Raw genomic sequence first — 16,565 nt, 5'->3', positions numbered from 1 at the left:
TAGGCAAAGAATTTTTAAATTTCATTTAAAAAGCAAAGTAAATACTGTCTTTTTTCCTGGTTCTGAATGCACCTCCAAACTTCCTTTGTGCAGGTTCATGATCTGCCTTGAAATGGCCAGTCCGATACCAGAACCTGATTTTTTAGTGGTATAAAAAGGTACAAATATCCTTTCCAGGGCTTCTGGAACAATGCCTTCTCCATGATCAATTACCTGGATAAAGGGATGAGAATGAACATCTAAGCCGGCTTTTAAGATGATTCTCCTATCAGAGGCTTTTTCCATGGCCTCTTTACCGTTTTTGACCAAATTGATCAAAATCATCTGGATCAAATCCTGGTCACCAATAACCTCAAGATCCAATGGGGTAAGGTCACAGACAAGCTGGATTTGGGACTTTGCGAGCTCCTCTTTTAATAGTACCCGGATATTTTCAAATAAGGGTTTGACAAGAAACACTTTTAAATCAGGCTGTGGGATATTGGTATAGTCCCTGTAGGCATTGACAAAATCGACCAGGCCATTGCTTCTTTTCGAGATGGTTTCCAGGCCTTCCGAAAGATCCAAAAAGCTCTCTTTGTCAAGAGATAACTCACCTTCATCACTTTCCTTTACATCTTCCTCCAAAATAACTCCCAGAGAACTGGCCAAACTTGCGATGGGGGTCATGGAATTCATGATTTCATGCCTCAGCACCTTGGTCAGGTTCTGCCAGGCTTCCAATTCATTCTTTTGCAATTCTGATTTGATGTTTTGGAAAGATAAAAGGGTCCAACTTTGTCCTTCCATTTTAAATGCAGCAGATTGAACATTCAGATGAAGCTCATTATTGATTTTTATCGCGAAGGAACCTCCCGGTTTAAGTTTTAGCACCTCCTCCAATAAATTTTTGGACAATTTCCCAAGGTCATGGATGTCTTTAAACTGGGGAATCTGTAAAAGTTGCTTGGCAGCCCCGTTGATTACTCCTATTTTCCCTTTGCTATCGAAAGAGATGATACCGGTATTGATATGTTGGATCATGATCTGGAGAAACAACATCTGTTCTTCTTTCTGTGCCCGGGTTTTTTTGAAAGCCTCAATTACCTCATTGAAGGAAAGGTTCATTTCTCTGAAAGACTTTCCCAAATTGCTGTCTTTGGTAAAAGAGGATGAAAAATCAGAATAGCGGATCGATTCCAAAAAGCGGCTGATTTTCCTATTAGTGACCGTGGTATAGGAAATGAGGTTAAACGAAAGCAAGGCCAAAATCCAAATAAAAAGGAGGCCATACAAGGTGGATTCATATTGAATATACAAAAATGCACCAAGAACAGCTGCTGATACAATCAGAACAACCCTTAAAAGGACACCTAGTGCAAAAGATTTAAAGACCATATCTTTCCAATCTTCTGTACAAAGATGACCTGGTCAATCCTAATTCTTCCGCTGCACGCGTGATATGTCCATTGTGCTTATGGAGTGCTTTACGGATAAGTATTTTCTCTACATCCTCTATATTCAAATGATCCAAAGAAACGGTTTCTTCCTGTTTTTCAGGTATCATGTGTTTCTGTGTGAAAAGGTCTTCAGGCTGTAGTACGCCGTGGGTTGTCATGATGACTGCCCTTTCAATACTATGCTGCAGTTCTCTGATATTCCCCGGCCAATGGTATTTCTGCATTCTTTTGATAAGCGCTTCCCCTGCTTTCCTGATTTCCTTGTTGTATTTTTTGGAATAAATGTCAATGAAATGGTTGGCCAAAAGCGGAATGTCTTCCAATCTGTCCCTTAATGAAGGCAAAGTGATTTCTATGGTATTGATTCGGTACAGCAGGTCTTGCCGGAATTTGTTTTCAAAGACCATGTTATGGACAGGCATGTTGGTAGCAGAGATCAGGCGGATATTTACCGGAATGGGTTTATTGCCACCTACTCTCGTTACTTCCCGGTTTTGAAGGGCCGCCAAAAGTTTTGATTGCAGGGCCAATGGGAGATTTCCTATTTCGTCTAGAAAGAGGGACCCTTTATGAGCCTGCTCAAACCTGCCTGCGCGGTCTTCCTTGGCATCGGTAAATGCACCTTTTTTGTGTCCAAACAACTCACTTTCAAATAGGGTGGAAGTGATCGAACCTAAATCAACACCTACAAATGCTTCCCTATGCCTTTTGGAGTTTCTATGGATGGCACGGGCGATCAATTCTTTTCCTGTACCATTTTCACCCAAGATCAGCACATTGGCATCTGTGGCGGCAACTCTTTCAATGGTTTCAAAGACTTTTATCATGGCCGGGCTTTGACCTATGATGTCTTTGAATTTGCTGTCCATATCTTCAAAAAACTGCTGTTGCTGGTTTTTCAACAGATTGACTTCCATCTTGGATTGCCGCAATTGAAGGGCAGCATTGAGCGTTGCAAGGAGTTTTTCGTTTTCCCATGGTTTGAGGACAAAATCCGTAGCCCCTTCTTTGATGGCTTTTACCGCAGTATTCACATCTCCATAAGCAGTGATAAGCACGACTACTGCCGAAGAATCTATTTCAAGAATCCTGTCCAACCAATAAAATCCTTCCTGTCCACTGCTGACGTCTTTGGTGAAGTTCATGTCCAGCATGATCACATCATATTGTTCATTGACCATCAATATGGGTAATAGCCCAGGGTTGGTCTCTGTATCCACCTGTGCAAAGTGCCTTTTCAAAAAAATCTTTGCTGCCTTCAATAAATCTTCATTGTCATCTACAATTAGGATTTTGCCGGTTTTTTGTTCTTTCATGAGTATCTTCTAATTTATTGAAATTTCTTAACATCATGGCAATCAAAGCAATTGCTGTTACCTGCACTTGGTACTTTGTACAAAATATTCTCCCAAAACCCGTTCCTAAATCAACTGTACCCAACTCGTTTTGCCAAAAACGCCTTTTTCTTTAATTGCTGGCTTATTTTTGTTTAAATGCGTTTGGCTGTTAGATGGAAATCTGTTCGGTAGAGTTGCATGGCTTTGTTCGCTGGCGGACGATTTTGTACGGAATTTTTTAGGAAAGAATACAAAAAACGGGGAATCAGCCAGATTTCAGGCTTTTTAGGCATGGCATACTATTGGCAAATAATTATTCAGAAAAAAATGATTCACGGATAATGGACAGAAAAATTGAGAAAAAGACCTGGACTCCCAAACGTATCGCTTTAGTCGCAGGAGGAGTTTTGTTAGTGGGGTTTATAAGCTATCAATTGTTTTTTGCAGACTCCAGGTCTTCCATGAATGTCAATATGGAACGAATCACCATTGCTACGGTTAAGGAAGGAGAGTTTACTGATTATATTCCAGTAAGTGGCACCATTGAACCTGGGGAGGTATTTTATTTGGATGCTTTGGAAGGAGGAAATATCCAGCAGATTGTGAGAGAGTCAGGAGCTTTGGTAAACCGTGGTGATACCATACTGTTGCTTTCCAATTCCAAACTCCAACTCGAAGTCATGGAAAGGGAATCCGGATTGTATTTCCAGATCAACAACCTGAGGCAAGTGAGGTTGCAATTGGACCAAAATGACCTCAACCAACAGGCCCAATTGGCAGAAATTGATTATCAGATCAGTTTACTTAAGCCCCAATACGAAAGGTTCAGGGAACTGCATACCAAAAAACTGGTTTCAGACAGGGAGTTCGAGGAGGTAAGGGAACAGTACGAATATAACGTCAAACGGAGAAGGTTGACTTATGAAGCCTACAGAAATGATTCCATGTCCCGTGCAATCCAAAAAAAGCAACTGTCGGATTCAGAAAGAAGGATGAACCAGTCTTTGGATGGAGTGGGTCATATTTTGGATAATTTGGCGGTAAGGGCACCGATTTCAGGACAGCTTTCAACCGAACAAATTGAAGTGGGTCAATCTATTACACCGGGGCAAAGGTTTGGTCAAATAGATATTTTGGATAAGTTCAAGGTGAGGGTTCAGATCGATGAATTGTACCTTCCCAGAGTATACACTGGCTTAAAAGGAACATTTAATTTTTCGGGAGGGAGTTATGAAGTTGAGATTTTTAAAATTTATCCCAATGTGACTGCAGGAAGGTTTGAAGTGGATATGGCTTTTACCGGTGAAATACCCAATGGAATAAGAAGGGGGCAAACTGTCAGGATCAGGTTGGAATTGGGTGAAAGCCAGCAGGCTGTATTATTGCCGACAGGAGGATTTTATAAAGATACAGGAGGGAATTGGGTCTTTGTCGTAAACCAGCAATCAGGAAAAGCGGAAAAAAGAGAGATTCGCTTAGGCCGGAAAAATCCCGAATTCTACGAAGTCATTGATGGATTGAAGCCGGGGGAAAAGGTAATCGTCAGCGGCTATGAGAATTTTGGGAAAAATGAGGTGCTGAATCTTAAATGAGAAACTGGAATTTTAGTATTTTTCAGCAAACGGGTTAAAAATTAGACCGATGGATTTTCCATCGGTTTTTTTTTCATCGATGCAACTGTACAGGGTTGGTTTTCATCAATTAGGAAAAGGGACCAATATCTGGCCTGTTTCAATCCTTTTAACTTTAATCTACTACTGCTTTATGAACAAGAGACTTGAAAATAAAATTGCCTTGATTACCGGTGCCGCAAGAGGTATTGGAGCAGCCATTGCCAGAAAATTTCATCAGGAAGGAGCTGTAGTCATTGTAACCGATATTTTAGATACCAAAGGTAAGGTTTTGGTTGCCGAATTGGGGGAAAGGGCCTATTATTTCCATTTGAATGTTAAATATGAGCATGAATGGAAGGACATGTCCAAAATTATAATTACTGAATTTGGAGGACTGGATGTTTTGGTTAATAATGCCGGTATCACCGGATTTTTGGAGACCAATGGCCCCCATGATGCAGAAATGGTGGATCTCGATTCCTGGACAGAAGTCATGGCAGTCAATCTTAATGGAAGCATGTTGGGCTGCAAATATGCCATCGATTGGATGAAAAGAAAAGGAGGGGGAAGTATCATCAACATTTCATCCAGGAGCGGCATTGTGGGAATCCCGGGAGCAGCTGCCTATGCGGCAAGCAAAGCTGCTGTCAGAAACCATACCAAGTCGGTAGCTTTACATTGTGCCGAAAAAGGTTACCACATAAGGTGTAATTCTATCCACCCTGCCGCCATCATGACTCCCATGTGGGATGTAATGTTAGGGGAGGGGGAAGTCAGGGACCTGATCATAGCCTCCGTTGAAAAAGGTATTCCGATGGGACATTTTGGCCAACCGGAAGATGTGGCATATGCAGCTTTGTATCTTGCCTCAGTGGAGTCCAAATATGTGACCGGAATTGAGTTGAACGTAGATGGGGGCATTTTGGCTGGAGCCGAAGCTAAACCTGAACCGATGGGAGAATAACAAAAAACTCAAAATATATTTTTTGTTTGTCCGTGCGCGGACGAAAATGTTCGGAAATTTTGAGTGAAAAAGTAAAAAATGGCCTGTATAATTGATTAATGGCCTTTTTCTTTATGGCATACGATTGGCCTTAGCAATCACAGGTAAATTTTAACATTTGACAAATTTCAGCATACCTATGGAAAATATCATCAAGACAGTTAATCTCAAAAAGCTTTACACCACAGAAGAGGTAGAGACCACCGCTTTGGACGATATCAATATCGAAATCAAAAAGGGTGAATTTGTGGCCATCATGGGGCCTTCAGGATGTGGTAAATCCACATTGTTAAATATCATCGGACTTTTGGACAACCCCGAAGCAGGTCAATACCATTTTCTTGACCAGGAAGTTGCAAGATTTTCTGAGAGGCAGCGCTCTCAACTGAGGAAGGGTAATATTGGTTTTGTCTTTCAGAGCTTTAACCTGATCGATGAGCTGACAGTATTTGAAAATGTGGAACTTCCCTTGCTGTATTTAAAAACTCCAGCCGATGAAAGAAAAAGAAGGGTGGAAGAAGTCCTTACCAGGATGAATATTATGCACAGAAGGGACCATTTCCCACAGCAGCTTTCCGGTGGTCAACAGCAGAGGGTGGCTATAGCCCGAGCAATCGTAGCGAAGCCTTCTGTGATTTTGGCAGATGAACCTACAGGTAACCTGGATTCCGCCAATGGGGAAGAGGTAATGCGGCTTCTGGAGGAATTGAACAATGAAGGTACTACCATTGTGATGGTAACCCACTCGCCCCATGATGCCAATTATGCGCATAGGATTATCAATCTCTTTGATGGGAAGGTGGTGACGGAAAATATCAGGGAGCAATTTCATATTTAGATGAGAAGCGAGAAGCGAGACTTGAGAAATAAGAAATGAGTGTCACGTCCTGAAATAGCTTGACAGATTAAGTCAAACTAAAAACAGGAAAAAAATGACAAAAACGGTTCGGGAATTTAACAGGTACAGTATTAGCTTCAAGAAGCAAGTAGTAGAGGAGCTGGAAAATGGAAGTTCCTATTCTTATCTTCAAAAGAAGTATGATATTAGAGGAGCGGAGACGATCCAGAGGTGGGTCAGGTCCTTTGGCAGGGATCATTTGTTGAACAAAAGGGTTAGAATAGAGACTATGGATGAGAAGAGAAGACTTAAGGAACTGGAAGAGGAGAACAAGAGGTTAAAACTTGCCTTGGCCGATTCGATAGTTGCCAACAAGATGCTTGAGACGCTGATAGATGTTTCAAATGATGAATACAAGACGGATTTAAAAAAAAACTTTGGCAACGGACTGTTTCAAAAAGGCCTGAAGAAGTGAGCGTTAAGTCCGGTTGTACTTACTTTGGTTACAGTAGGTCAGCATATTATGGTTGGATGGACTCCAAGTTGAAGGAGGAAGCGCAATACGACCTGGTATTGGAGCTTGTCCGGGATTACCGGAGGACGCATCCGATGATGGGCACAAGAAAGCTTCAGGAGTTGATCAGAGAAGATGCGGTGAGGTTGGAGATCAGCATAGGAAGGGACAGGCTCTTTGAGTTGTTGCGTTCTGAAGGCTTGCTGGTCAAGCGCAAGAGGAAGTATGTTGTTACAACGCAGTCATTTATGCGCTACAGTAAATATGAGGATCTGTTCAATGGCAATGTCTGGACCACTGCCCATCAGGCCTGGGTTTCGGACATAACCTATATCCGTGTCGGGGATTCCTTCAGGTACCTGTATCTTATTACCGATGCATACAGCAGGAAGATAGTAGGATGGTATTTGGGGAATACGCTTGAGTCAAAATGTGCTGTAGAAGCCTTAAAAATGGCGATAGAACAATGTCCGTCAACAGAAGGCATTGTTCATCACTCAGATAGGGGCTTTCAGTATTGCAGTAAGATTTATACTGAATTACTGGAAAAGGAAGGTATAAAGTCCAGTATGGGAGAAGCAGGGAATTGCTATGATAATGCAATGGCAGAGCGGGTTAACGGGATTCTGAAGATTGAATATAAACTTGGGGACAGGTTTAAGAATCTCAAAGAAGCGTTTGCAGCAGTAAGGCATGGAGTATGGGCCTACAATGAAAAGAGGCCACATTGTTCATTAAATATGAAGAAGCCGATTGAGGTACATGAGGGACTAACAGTGTTTTCATCTCTCAAACGCAAAAGTAGCCCAAGACAGAGACCTGTCAAGGCTATATAAACGTCGCTTCGCTCCGGCCTTGACAGGTCTCCTTACTTGGGCTCTAGGGCATTTAAGAGGATTGAAAATAAAAGAAAAAACAAAGAAAAAAGTGTCAAGTAAAATCAGGACGTGACAGAGAAACAAGAGACAAGAAACAAGACTAATGCGGAAGTTAAAAGTCGGATTTCGGAATGAAAATTTGTAAGTACCATCCCCCTTGGCGGACAAGTTGTACCATGTCATTTCAGAAGAGGTAATTACAAAAGAAGGGACTATGACACAAACTGTGTAAGTTGGTTTCACTACTTACGAAGTTAAAGTTAAACCTCGAAATTCTCTGTGTGATTTAGAAGAAATCGCACAGGGAATTTGAGGAACCCGCGGTAGGCGCCCCCCGGTCTGTGTGTGGACAATTTCTTACCTTTATAACACACAGATTACAAAAATGAAAAAAGAAGATCTCCTAAATGATGACTTCCTCAAGCAGTTCAGGACTGCCGGGGAGCTTAATTCCTTCCTTCAACAGCTTCAGAAAAGAGCCGTTGAGAAAATGCTTGAAGGCGAGCTGGATGCCCATCTTGGCTATGAAAAGCATCAGAATTCCGATAATCCCAATTCAAGGAACGGCTATTCCACCAAAACAATAAAAAACACATTTGGGGAAGCTGAAATCAGAGTCCCAAGAGACAGGGACGGCAGCTTTGAGCCTGCCCTTGTGCCCAAACGCAGAAGCATGGCGGAGGGCGTTGAAAACGTGATCATTTCCATGTATGCCAAGGGAATGTCAAACCAGGACATCGAAGAACAGATCCGGGAGCTTTATGACATCAATGTTTCCTCCTCCACCATCTCAAGGGTTACCGGTGCCGTAGCGGAGGATATTGTTGCATGGAGAAACAGGCCGCTTGACCCTGTATACCTGATCGTTTGGATGGATGGTATATCCTTCAAAGTCAGGGAGAACTCCAAAGTGGTCAACAAGACCGTTTATATTGCCGTTGGCCTCAGAACTAACGGCCTTAAAGAGATCCTAGGCCTTTGGCTTGGCAAGAATGAATCTTCGGCTTTCTGGATGGGGGTACTCACCGACCTGAAAGCCAGAGGGGTTGAAGATATTCTCATAACGGCAACTGACAACCTGAACGGGTTTACTGATACGATAAAAGCTTCATTCCCCCAATCAGTCACTCAGATATGTGTCGTCCACCAGATCAGAAACGCATGTAGATATGTCGCATGGAAAGACCGCAGGGCGTTTACAAGGGATATGAAGGAAATTTATACCGCCCCTACAAAAGATGCTGCTTGGGCTGCCCTGAACGATTTTGCCAAAAAATGGGAATCCAAATACGCTTATGCCATCAAAAGCTGGAGGGACAACTGGGATGAACTCACCGTTTTCTTCGATTACCCGGCTGAAATCCGTAAAATCATCTATACCACCAACCTGATTGAAAATCTCAATGGAAAGATCAGAAAATACACCAAAAACAAGCTCTCTTTCCCGACAGATGATGCCGTAATGAAGTCTGTTTTCCTGGCTGCAAGAGAAGCATCGAAAAAATGGACTATGCCTATCAGAGACTGGGGAGCTATTCTTAACAGTTTCCTGCTTATATTTGGTGATAGGGTCAGGCTTCTTGATACCTGACAATAAAACCATAATTTGAAGTTTACACACTTATCGGGATAGTGTCCAAAAGAAAAATCAAGAAGGTCTTGTCCCGAGGAATTCCAAGAGCTCAAATTGAAGTGATAGATTTTCGAACGATGGTCTGAAAACAGTTACAACCATTACAACAAAACCCTAGGACGGGTCTAATTAATCCTGACAACCTTACAACCCTTTTCACTATGTTTTCCAACTACTTCAAAATCGCTATTCGTGGCTTTGCCAAGCATAAGTTGACTTTTTTCATCAACCTCTTTGGTCTGGCTTTGGGCTTATGGGCCACCATTTCCATTGGTTTGTGGGTCAAGAGCGAGCTGAATATGAACCAGTCCTTCCCTGAAATGGAACAGGTTTACCGGATCATGGAACACCAGCGTTATGGTTCCGATATTTTTACCACCAACTCCACACCAGGTGTTTTGGCAGCTGCCTTGAAAGAAGAGTTTCCGGAAGTGGAACGTTCGGCTTGCTATTCTTGGAATGAGACCCTGCTGTTTGTCGTAGGAGACACGAAGCTTAACATTTCAGGTTTCTATGCTGAACCTGATTACCTTCATATCATGCAGTACAAATTTTTGCATGGAAGCAGAGATTTGGCTTTAACTGAGCCTAGCCATATTGTACTGACAGATGAGGCGGCGATCAAGTTTTTTGGAAAGGCAGATGTAATTGGGGAAACTGTACTAATGAAGGAAACTGATGGTGAAACATCCTTTATAGTTACAGGGGTGATTAAGCGTAATCCCCAGGAAGTGAGCAGTCAGTTTGAATTCATATTGCCCGCTCAATTCTGGTTTGACAAACCATACAATGGATGGCTAAAACATTGGGGAAACAATGGTCCAAGTACCATTGTAAAATTGCATAAGGATACTGACGCAAAGGGATTTTCTGCCAAAATAGAAGATTTTATCGCGCAAAGAAATGAGGGAAGTAATGTGCAGCTTTTTGCTTATCCCCAAAAGGGCCTTTACCTCTATGGAAGTTTCAAAGATGGCATGCAACAAGGAGGAAGGATCGAATATGTTAGGCTGTTTTCTCTTATTGGGATTTTTGTCCTTTTGATTGCCTGTATCAATTTTATGAATCTCTCTACTGCCAAATCCCAAAAGCGGTACAAAGAAGTTGGTGTGAGAAAAGTGGTCGGCGCAGAGAAAAATGAATTGGTCTCTCAGTTTTTGACCGAATCCATTTTAATTTCCTTTGCTGCTGGTGTTGTGGCTTTGCTGTTGGTGGAATTGACCCTCCCTATATTCAACAACCTGACCGGAAAAGTAATGGTAATTCCTTATACTGATTGGGTTTTTTGGGCTCAATTGTTATTGGTACTTATGATTACCGGAATAGTAGCGGGAAGCTATCCTGCATTTTATATGTCTGCTACCAAGGTGGTTTCAGTATTCAGAAATTTTACCAAATCAGGAAGAGGGGTAGTGGTGGCAAGAAAAGGCCTGGTCCTTTTTCAGTTCATCTTGGCGACCATGTTGATTTTGGCCACGATTGTGGTATTTAAACAAATCAACTTTGCGCTGAACAAAGATCTGGGTTACAACAAAGACCAATTGCTCCTGGTGCAGCTGGAAGGAAGGTTGTTTGATAATTATGATATTTTCAAGGAAGAATTGAAGCAACTGCCGCATGTTCAATCAGTGACACGTTCTAATCATTCTCTTTTGGGAAGAATGTCCAATACAGGCAGTGTTTCATGGGAAGGTAAAGATCCTGATTTCAAAGCCCTTTTTGAAATTATGCGGGTGGATTATGATTTTATTCAGACTATGGGCTTAAAGTTGATCCAAGGAGAGGATTATTCTATAGAAAGAGCTTCCGACTCTTTGTCAAAGGTAATCATCAATAGAAGGGCTTATGAACTCATTTCACAAGATCAACCTGACCCAGTCAGTATCACTTGGGATGAGGAGCTGCAAATCCTTGGAGTCGTGGAGGATTTTCATTTCCAGAGTTTTCATCAGGGCATGGAACCCGCTATTATTATTCTTGACCCTTCATTTGCCACCAGGGCATATATCAAAGTTTCACCAGGGCATATGCGTGAAACTTTGGAAGAGATCAAAAAAACAGCAGAAGCATTCGAGCCTTTATTCCCTTTCCAATATGTTTTTATGGATGACAATTATGCCAGTTTGTATGAAGAAGACATCAGAACGAGGGAGTTAGCGAAGTACTTCAGCATCCTGACCATCCTGATTTCCTGTTTGGGTTTGTTTGGTCTCTCTGCCCATATAGCGGAACAAAAAACAAAAGAGATTGGCATCCGAAAAGTGTTGGGAGCAAGTACCTTGTCCATTCTCCATGTGATCAATAGGGAATTTATAATGATTGTTTCCATTTCTGTTTTAATCGGTTCTGCCATCGCCTGTTGGTTGATACAGGATTGGTTGGAAGGGTATGCCTACAGGATTGATTTTGAGTGGTGGTTTATCCCAATGGCAGCTGGGGTTATTTTCGCAATAGCCTACCTTACAGTAAGCCTGCAGGCTTGGAAAGCTGCTCAGATTAATCCTGTGGGAACTTTAAAATCTGAATAAAAAATATTTTAACTGAATTTGTAGCGCTGAAGGCAGCTACACCGTCAAGGTTTTGACTAGTAAGATTTTTTAGATTAATGGTTAAGTTTACGGTCCTTTTTTATCAATTTTCGTTTTTTAGGAGCGGATTTTGGTATTAAAGGGCCGGATTTTTTTGTTGGTAGTCCAATTCCTATGATAAATTTTGATATTTCAAACTACAACTTTTGTAAAATATGCATAAAATATTGGTATTGAAAGAATTAAATGTGTAACTTTAGACTGACAAATCAGGTGTCAATAGAAGTTCGATTTTTAAAAGACCGGAAAATTTGGAAAGGAACTATCCCATAGCGATTGTTTTAGTGGATGACGATGAATCCGTCAACTACATCAATAAGATCGTTATCCGTCATTTTGGATTTGATGGAGATGTTATTCCCTTTGATGATTCTGAATTGGCCTTTGATTACCTGACCGGAATTACCAGCGATTTTCTTCCAAAACTGGACCCTAATGCCAGGTATTTGGTTTTTTTGGATCTGAATATGCCCAATTTCAACGGCTGGCACTTTTTGAACAGGTACCTTACCTTACATGAAAGTAAGAGAAAGCATTTCAAATTTGTAGTGCTGACCAATTCTACTGATCCTCAGGATAAAATGCAGGCCCTGCAGTATGCTGATGTGATTGGTTTTGCAAGAAAGCCTTTGACGATCAATATGTTCAAAGACATCATGGAGATGTTTGCGGTTGGTAAGAGAATTGGCTAAATCTCTTTCTTTTTAAGTATTGAATCTGTCCGCTGACGGGCAATACTGTTCGGATATTTTTCCTGGATTTTTTGAATAACCCCTTAAATCGTTTGTTTTTGAGCTTTTTTTCATGGCATGGTGATGGATATATGTTTCAGGTCTTTTAATTGGCTACTGCCCTTTGGAAGCTGAACCAACGATTATAATCCACTCTTTGAATTGAGCGCTATGTGGAAAAACTATTTTAAAATTTCTTTTAGAAATCTTAAAAAGCGAAAGCTTTACACAGGGATCAATGTACTGGGCTTAAGTATTGCCATTGTCAGTTTTTTGGCCATTTCCCTCTACATTTATCATGAATGGTCTTTTGACCGCATGTACACGGATTACCAAAGGATCTATAAGTTCAACCAAGAATTTGTTTCCAATGGAGAGACCCAGACTGTACAATCTACACCTTCAATGCTTGTTCCTGTGTTATTGGAGGAATTTGAAGAAGTAGAAACGGCCACTTTGGTCTTTGACCTGAGTATGTTTTCATCTGTAGTGGTGGAAGGGGATGATCTCTTGGTGGAGGAAGACCGCTTTGCTTTTGTGGATGAGCGCTTTTTTGAAGTTTTTGATTTTGAACTGCTCGCAGGAAGTATAGAAAAAGTTTTAACGGAACCCAATCAATTGGTGCTGCCTTTTAGCACTGCCTCCAGATATTATGGTAATGCAATTGATGCTTTGGGAAAAAGCTTGAAGGTGGATGGAGCTGAATATGTGGTTACCGGAGTGATGGAGGACTTTCCATCCAATAGTCATTTGGATTTTGATCTTTTGGGATCATTCAAAACCCACAGGCATGGGAGAAATCCGGAATGGATGCCATCAAATTACCTTTCTTATGCCAAGTTGAAATCCGGAATTGACCACGCACTTTTCCAGGAGAAAATCAGCCAAATGGTAGAGAAGTATTTTGGTGAAATGCAAAGAAGTTATGGTTTTAAGACAGCTTTTCACTATCAACCGGTGTCCAGCATACACTTGGGGAATTCCGCTCCCAACGGTATAAAACCAGCTGTTGATGTGAAAAACTTATATATTTTTGGACTGATTGCATTGTTATTGATTTTAATAGGTGTAATCAATTATATCAACCTAGCTACAGCTGAGGCCACTGAGAGGAATAAGGAAGTGGGTATGCGAAAAATACTTGGGGCAAACAGAAAACAATTGTTTGGTCAGTTTGTCTCGGAGTCCTTCCTACTTACCCTCTCTGCAATAATCTTTTCGATTACTTTGTTATATTTCTTAAATCCATTTTTTGAAAATCTTTCGGGGGTGGGCCTACAACTGGATCTGATTTTCACACCCATCGGAATGTTGTTTTTATCTATCCTTTTGCTAGGCATAGGTTTTCTGTCCGGTTTTTACCCTTCTTTGATTCTTTCGCGCATGGAACCCCTCAAAGCCCTTGGTAAACAGACAAAAATTGGGGGAGGAGCTTGGTTAAGGAAGTCCTTGGTAGTTTTTCAGTTTTTTGTTTCCATTTCTCTTTTGATTGCCACCCTGATTGTCCATAGACAGTTGCAGTATATGCAGGAAGTCAATTTAGGCTATGAAAGAGAAGAACTTATTGCCATGGGCTACCATTACCGGATGGGCAAGTCAATAGATAGTTTTCAGAATGAACTTATGCGTCAGGGCTTGGTTCAATCAGCAAGTCTTGCGGCAGACATGCCCATATTCATCAAGGCAGGTTACAGGATCTTCCCAGGGGGAGACAACCAGAAAGAGATCATGATCACAGGATATTCAGGTGACCATAGCATTGTTCAGACTTTAGGGTTAAACCTGCTTGCAGGCAATGATTTTGTTGAATCGGATCTATCGAGAAGCCAGGCTTCTGAATCCAATATCCATAACTATTGCATGCTCAATGAGGCTGCTGTTGCAGAATTGGGCTGGACCCCACAGCAAGCCATAGGGAAAAAAGTGGATTTTGGAGGGGGACTTTCTGAAGTCAAAGCCGTCATCGGTAATTTCTATTTTAATTCTTTGCACCATCAGGTGGGACCTTTGGCCATTTTCATTGATCCGGATAATGCGAATGTAATATTGGCCAGGTTACCTAAAGGCATTCCAGCATATTTTCTAACTGAAATTGAAAAGAACTGGACTGCATTATTTCCTGATAGGCCATTTACCTACAAGTTTGTAGATCAGGAATATGCCAGCATGTACAGGGCAGAAGAAAGGATAGGAACGATATTTTCCTTATTTGCCGGGATTGCAGTGTTTATAGCCTGCATGGGATTATTCGGTTTGGTCTCTTATGTAGCCTTGCGAAGGACAAGGGAGATATCCATCAGAAAGGTGCTGGGTGCAGGGACAAGTGATGTTTTGAAGATGCTTTCTGCGGACTTCTTTGCCTTGCTGCTTGTTTCAGCTCTCTTGGCTGTAAGTTTTGGAATATGGTTTTCTGGGAACTGGCTGTCAGATTTTGCCTATAAAACAACTGTTCCTGCCTGGATTTATATTGTTGCTATTGCCTTGGTGTTCCTTATTTCAATGCTGACTGTGGGTTACCGGACCATGAAGGTGTTTGCCCAGAACCCTGTTAGCAATCTGAAGGAGGACTGAGGGAATGTAGAATGTAGAGTGAGAAATTAGGAATGAGGTGTCACGTCCTGAAATAGCTTGACAGATTAAGTCAAACTAAAAACAGGAAAAAAATGACAAAAACGGTTCGGGAATTTAACAGGTACAGTATTAGCTTCAAGAAGCAAGTAGTAGAGGAGCTGGAAAATGGAAGTTCCTATTCTTATCTTCAAAAGAAGTATGATATTAGAGGAGCGGAGACGATCCAGAGGTGGGTCAGGTCCTTTGGCAGGGATCATTTGTTGAACAAAAGGGTTAGAATAGAGACTATGGATGAGAAGAGAAGACTTAAGGAACTGGAAGAGGAGAACAAGAGGTTAAAACTTGCCTTGGCCGATTCGATAGTTGCCAACAAGATGCTTGAGACGCTGATAGATGTTGCAAATGATGAATACAAGACGGATTTAAAAAAAAACTTTGGCAACGGACTGTTTCAAAAAGGCCTGAAGAAGTGAGCGTTAAGTCCGGTTGTACTTACTTTGGTTACAGTAGGTCAGCATATTATGGTTGGATGGACTCCAAGTTGAAGGAGGAAGCGCAATACGACCTGGTATTGGAGCTTGTCCGGGATTACCGGAGGACGCATCCGATGATGGGCACAAGAAAGCTTCAGGAGTTGATCAGAGAAGATGCGGTGAGGTTGGAGATCAGCATAGGAAGGGACAGGCTCTTTGAGTTGTTGCGTTCTGAAGGCTTGCTGGTCAAGCGCAAGAGGAAGTATGTTGTTACAACGCAGTCATTTATGCGCTACAGTAAATATGAGGATCTGTTCAATGGCAATGTCTGGACCACTGCCCATCAGGCCTGGGTTTCGGACATAACCTATATCCGTGTCGGGGATTCCTTCAGGTACCTGTATCTTATTACCGATGCATACAGCAGGAAGATAGTAGGATGGTATTTGGGGAATACGCTTGAGTCAAAATGTGCTGTAGAAGCCTTAAAAATGGCGATAGAACAATGTCCGTCAACAGAAGGCATTGTTCATCACTCAGATAGGGGCTTTCAGTATTGCAGTAAGATTTATACTGAATTACTGGAAAAGGAAGGTATAAAGTCCAGTATGGGAGAAGCAGGGAATTGCTATGATAATGCAATGGCAGAGCGGGTTAACGGGATTCTGAAGATTGAATATAAACTTGGGGACAGGTTTAAGAATCTCAAAGAAGCGTTTGCAGCAGTAAGGCATGGAGTATGGGCCTACAATGAAAAGAGGCCACATTGTTCATTAAATATGAAGAAGCCGATTGAGGTACATGAGGGACTAACAGTGTTTTCATCTCTCAAACGCAAAAGTAGCCCAAGACAGAGACCTGTCAAGGCTATATAAACGTCGCTTCGCTCCGGCCTTGACAGGTCTCCTTACTTGGGCTCTAGGGCATTTAAGAGGATTGAAAATAAA

At 41.7% G+C, this 16,565-nt stretch carries 13 protein-coding genes; 11 read left to right on the top strand and 2 right to left on the bottom strand.

Translation table 11 applies throughout. From position 1 onward, the window contains the following. Positions 1-21 precede the first annotated feature (21 nt). A complete protein-coding gene (locus BC751_RS16565; protein ID WP_130276618.1) occupies positions 22-1,377 on the bottom strand; it encodes a sensor histidine kinase in 1,356 nt (451 codons plus the stop codon). Next, on the bottom strand, positions 1,367-2,755 hold the full coding sequence (locus BC751_RS16560) for a sigma-54-dependent transcriptional regulator (protein WP_130276617.1): 1,389 nt from the start codon (positions 2,753-2,755) through the stop codon (positions 1,367-1,369). The genes BC751_RS16565 and BC751_RS16560 overlap by 11 nt, the downstream gene beginning before the upstream one ends. A gap of 362 nt (positions 2,756-3,117) precedes the next feature. Here BC751_RS16560 and BC751_RS16555 point away from each other — a divergent pair, with 362 nt between their 5' ends. From BC751_RS16555 to BC751_RS16505, 11 genes are all read left to right on the top strand, one after another. Continuing rightward, on the top strand, positions 3,118-4,368 hold the full coding sequence (locus BC751_RS16555) for an efflux RND transporter periplasmic adaptor subunit (protein WP_130276616.1): 1,251 nt from the start codon (positions 3,118-3,120) through the stop codon (positions 4,366-4,368). A 172-nt stretch (positions 4,369-4,540) separates the two neighbouring features. Continuing rightward, the gene (locus BC751_RS16550; protein WP_130276615.1) at positions 4,541-5,353 is read left to right on the top strand and encodes a glucose 1-dehydrogenase; all 813 of its coding nucleotides are present in this window, start codon (positions 4,541-4,543) and stop codon (positions 5,351-5,353) included. 178 nt (positions 5,354-5,531) lie between these two features. Next, positions 5,532-6,230 carry an ABC transporter ATP-binding protein gene (locus tag BC751_RS16545; protein ID WP_130276614.1) on the top strand — a complete coding sequence of 233 codons (699 nt, stop codon included), beginning with the start codon at positions 5,532-5,534 and terminating at the stop codon, positions 6,228-6,230. Positions 6,231-6,324: 94 nt separating this feature from the next. Continuing rightward, positions 6,325-6,705, top strand: coding sequence for a transposase (locus BC751_RS16540; RefSeq protein WP_130275476.1), 381 nt, complete (start codon positions 6,325-6,327; stop codon positions 6,703-6,705). Then, on the top strand, positions 6,702-7,580 hold the full coding sequence (locus BC751_RS16535) for an IS3 family transposase (protein WP_165389788.1): 879 nt from the start codon (positions 6,702-6,704) through the stop codon (positions 7,578-7,580). The genes BC751_RS16540 and BC751_RS16535 overlap by 4 nt, the downstream gene beginning before the upstream one ends. A 427-nt stretch (positions 7,581-8,007) precedes the next feature. Then, positions 8,008-9,213, top strand: a complete 1,206-nt coding sequence (locus tag BC751_RS16530; RefSeq protein WP_130274032.1) for an IS256 family transposase — start codon at positions 8,008-8,010, stop codon at positions 9,211-9,213. A 203-nt stretch (positions 9,214-9,416) separates the two neighbouring features. Beyond that, positions 9,417-11,783, top strand: a complete 2,367-nt coding sequence (locus BC751_RS16525) for an ABC transporter permease (RefSeq protein ID WP_130276613.1) — start codon at positions 9,417-9,419, stop codon at positions 11,781-11,783. A 311-nt stretch (positions 11,784-12,094) separates the two neighbouring features. Next, a complete protein-coding gene (locus tag BC751_RS16520; protein WP_130276612.1) occupies positions 12,095-12,535 on the top strand; it encodes a response regulator in 441 nt (146 codons plus the stop codon). Between the two features lie 210 nt (positions 12,536-12,745). Further along, the gene (locus BC751_RS16515) at positions 12,746-15,145 is read left to right on the top strand and encodes an ABC transporter permease (RefSeq protein WP_130276611.1); all 2,400 of its coding nucleotides are present in this window, start codon (positions 12,746-12,748) and stop codon (positions 15,143-15,145) included. 92 nt (positions 15,146-15,237) lie between these two features. Then, positions 15,238-15,618, top strand: a complete 381-nt coding sequence (locus BC751_RS16510) for a transposase (protein WP_130275252.1) — start codon at positions 15,238-15,240, stop codon at positions 15,616-15,618. Continuing rightward, entirely contained in the window at positions 15,615-16,493 is an 879-nt protein-coding gene (locus BC751_RS16505; protein WP_165389788.1) for an IS3 family transposase, read from the top strand. The genes BC751_RS16510 and BC751_RS16505 overlap by 4 nt, the downstream gene beginning before the upstream one ends. Positions 16,494-16,565 lie beyond the last annotated feature (72 nt).

This window comes from Cecembia calidifontis (assembly GCF_004216715.1).
In the GTDB taxonomy this organism is placed as follows: domain Bacteria; phylum Bacteroidota; class Bacteroidia; order Cytophagales; family Cyclobacteriaceae; genus Cecembia_A; species Cecembia_A calidifontis.
This window is presented reverse-complemented; position numbering and strand designations above follow the sequence as displayed.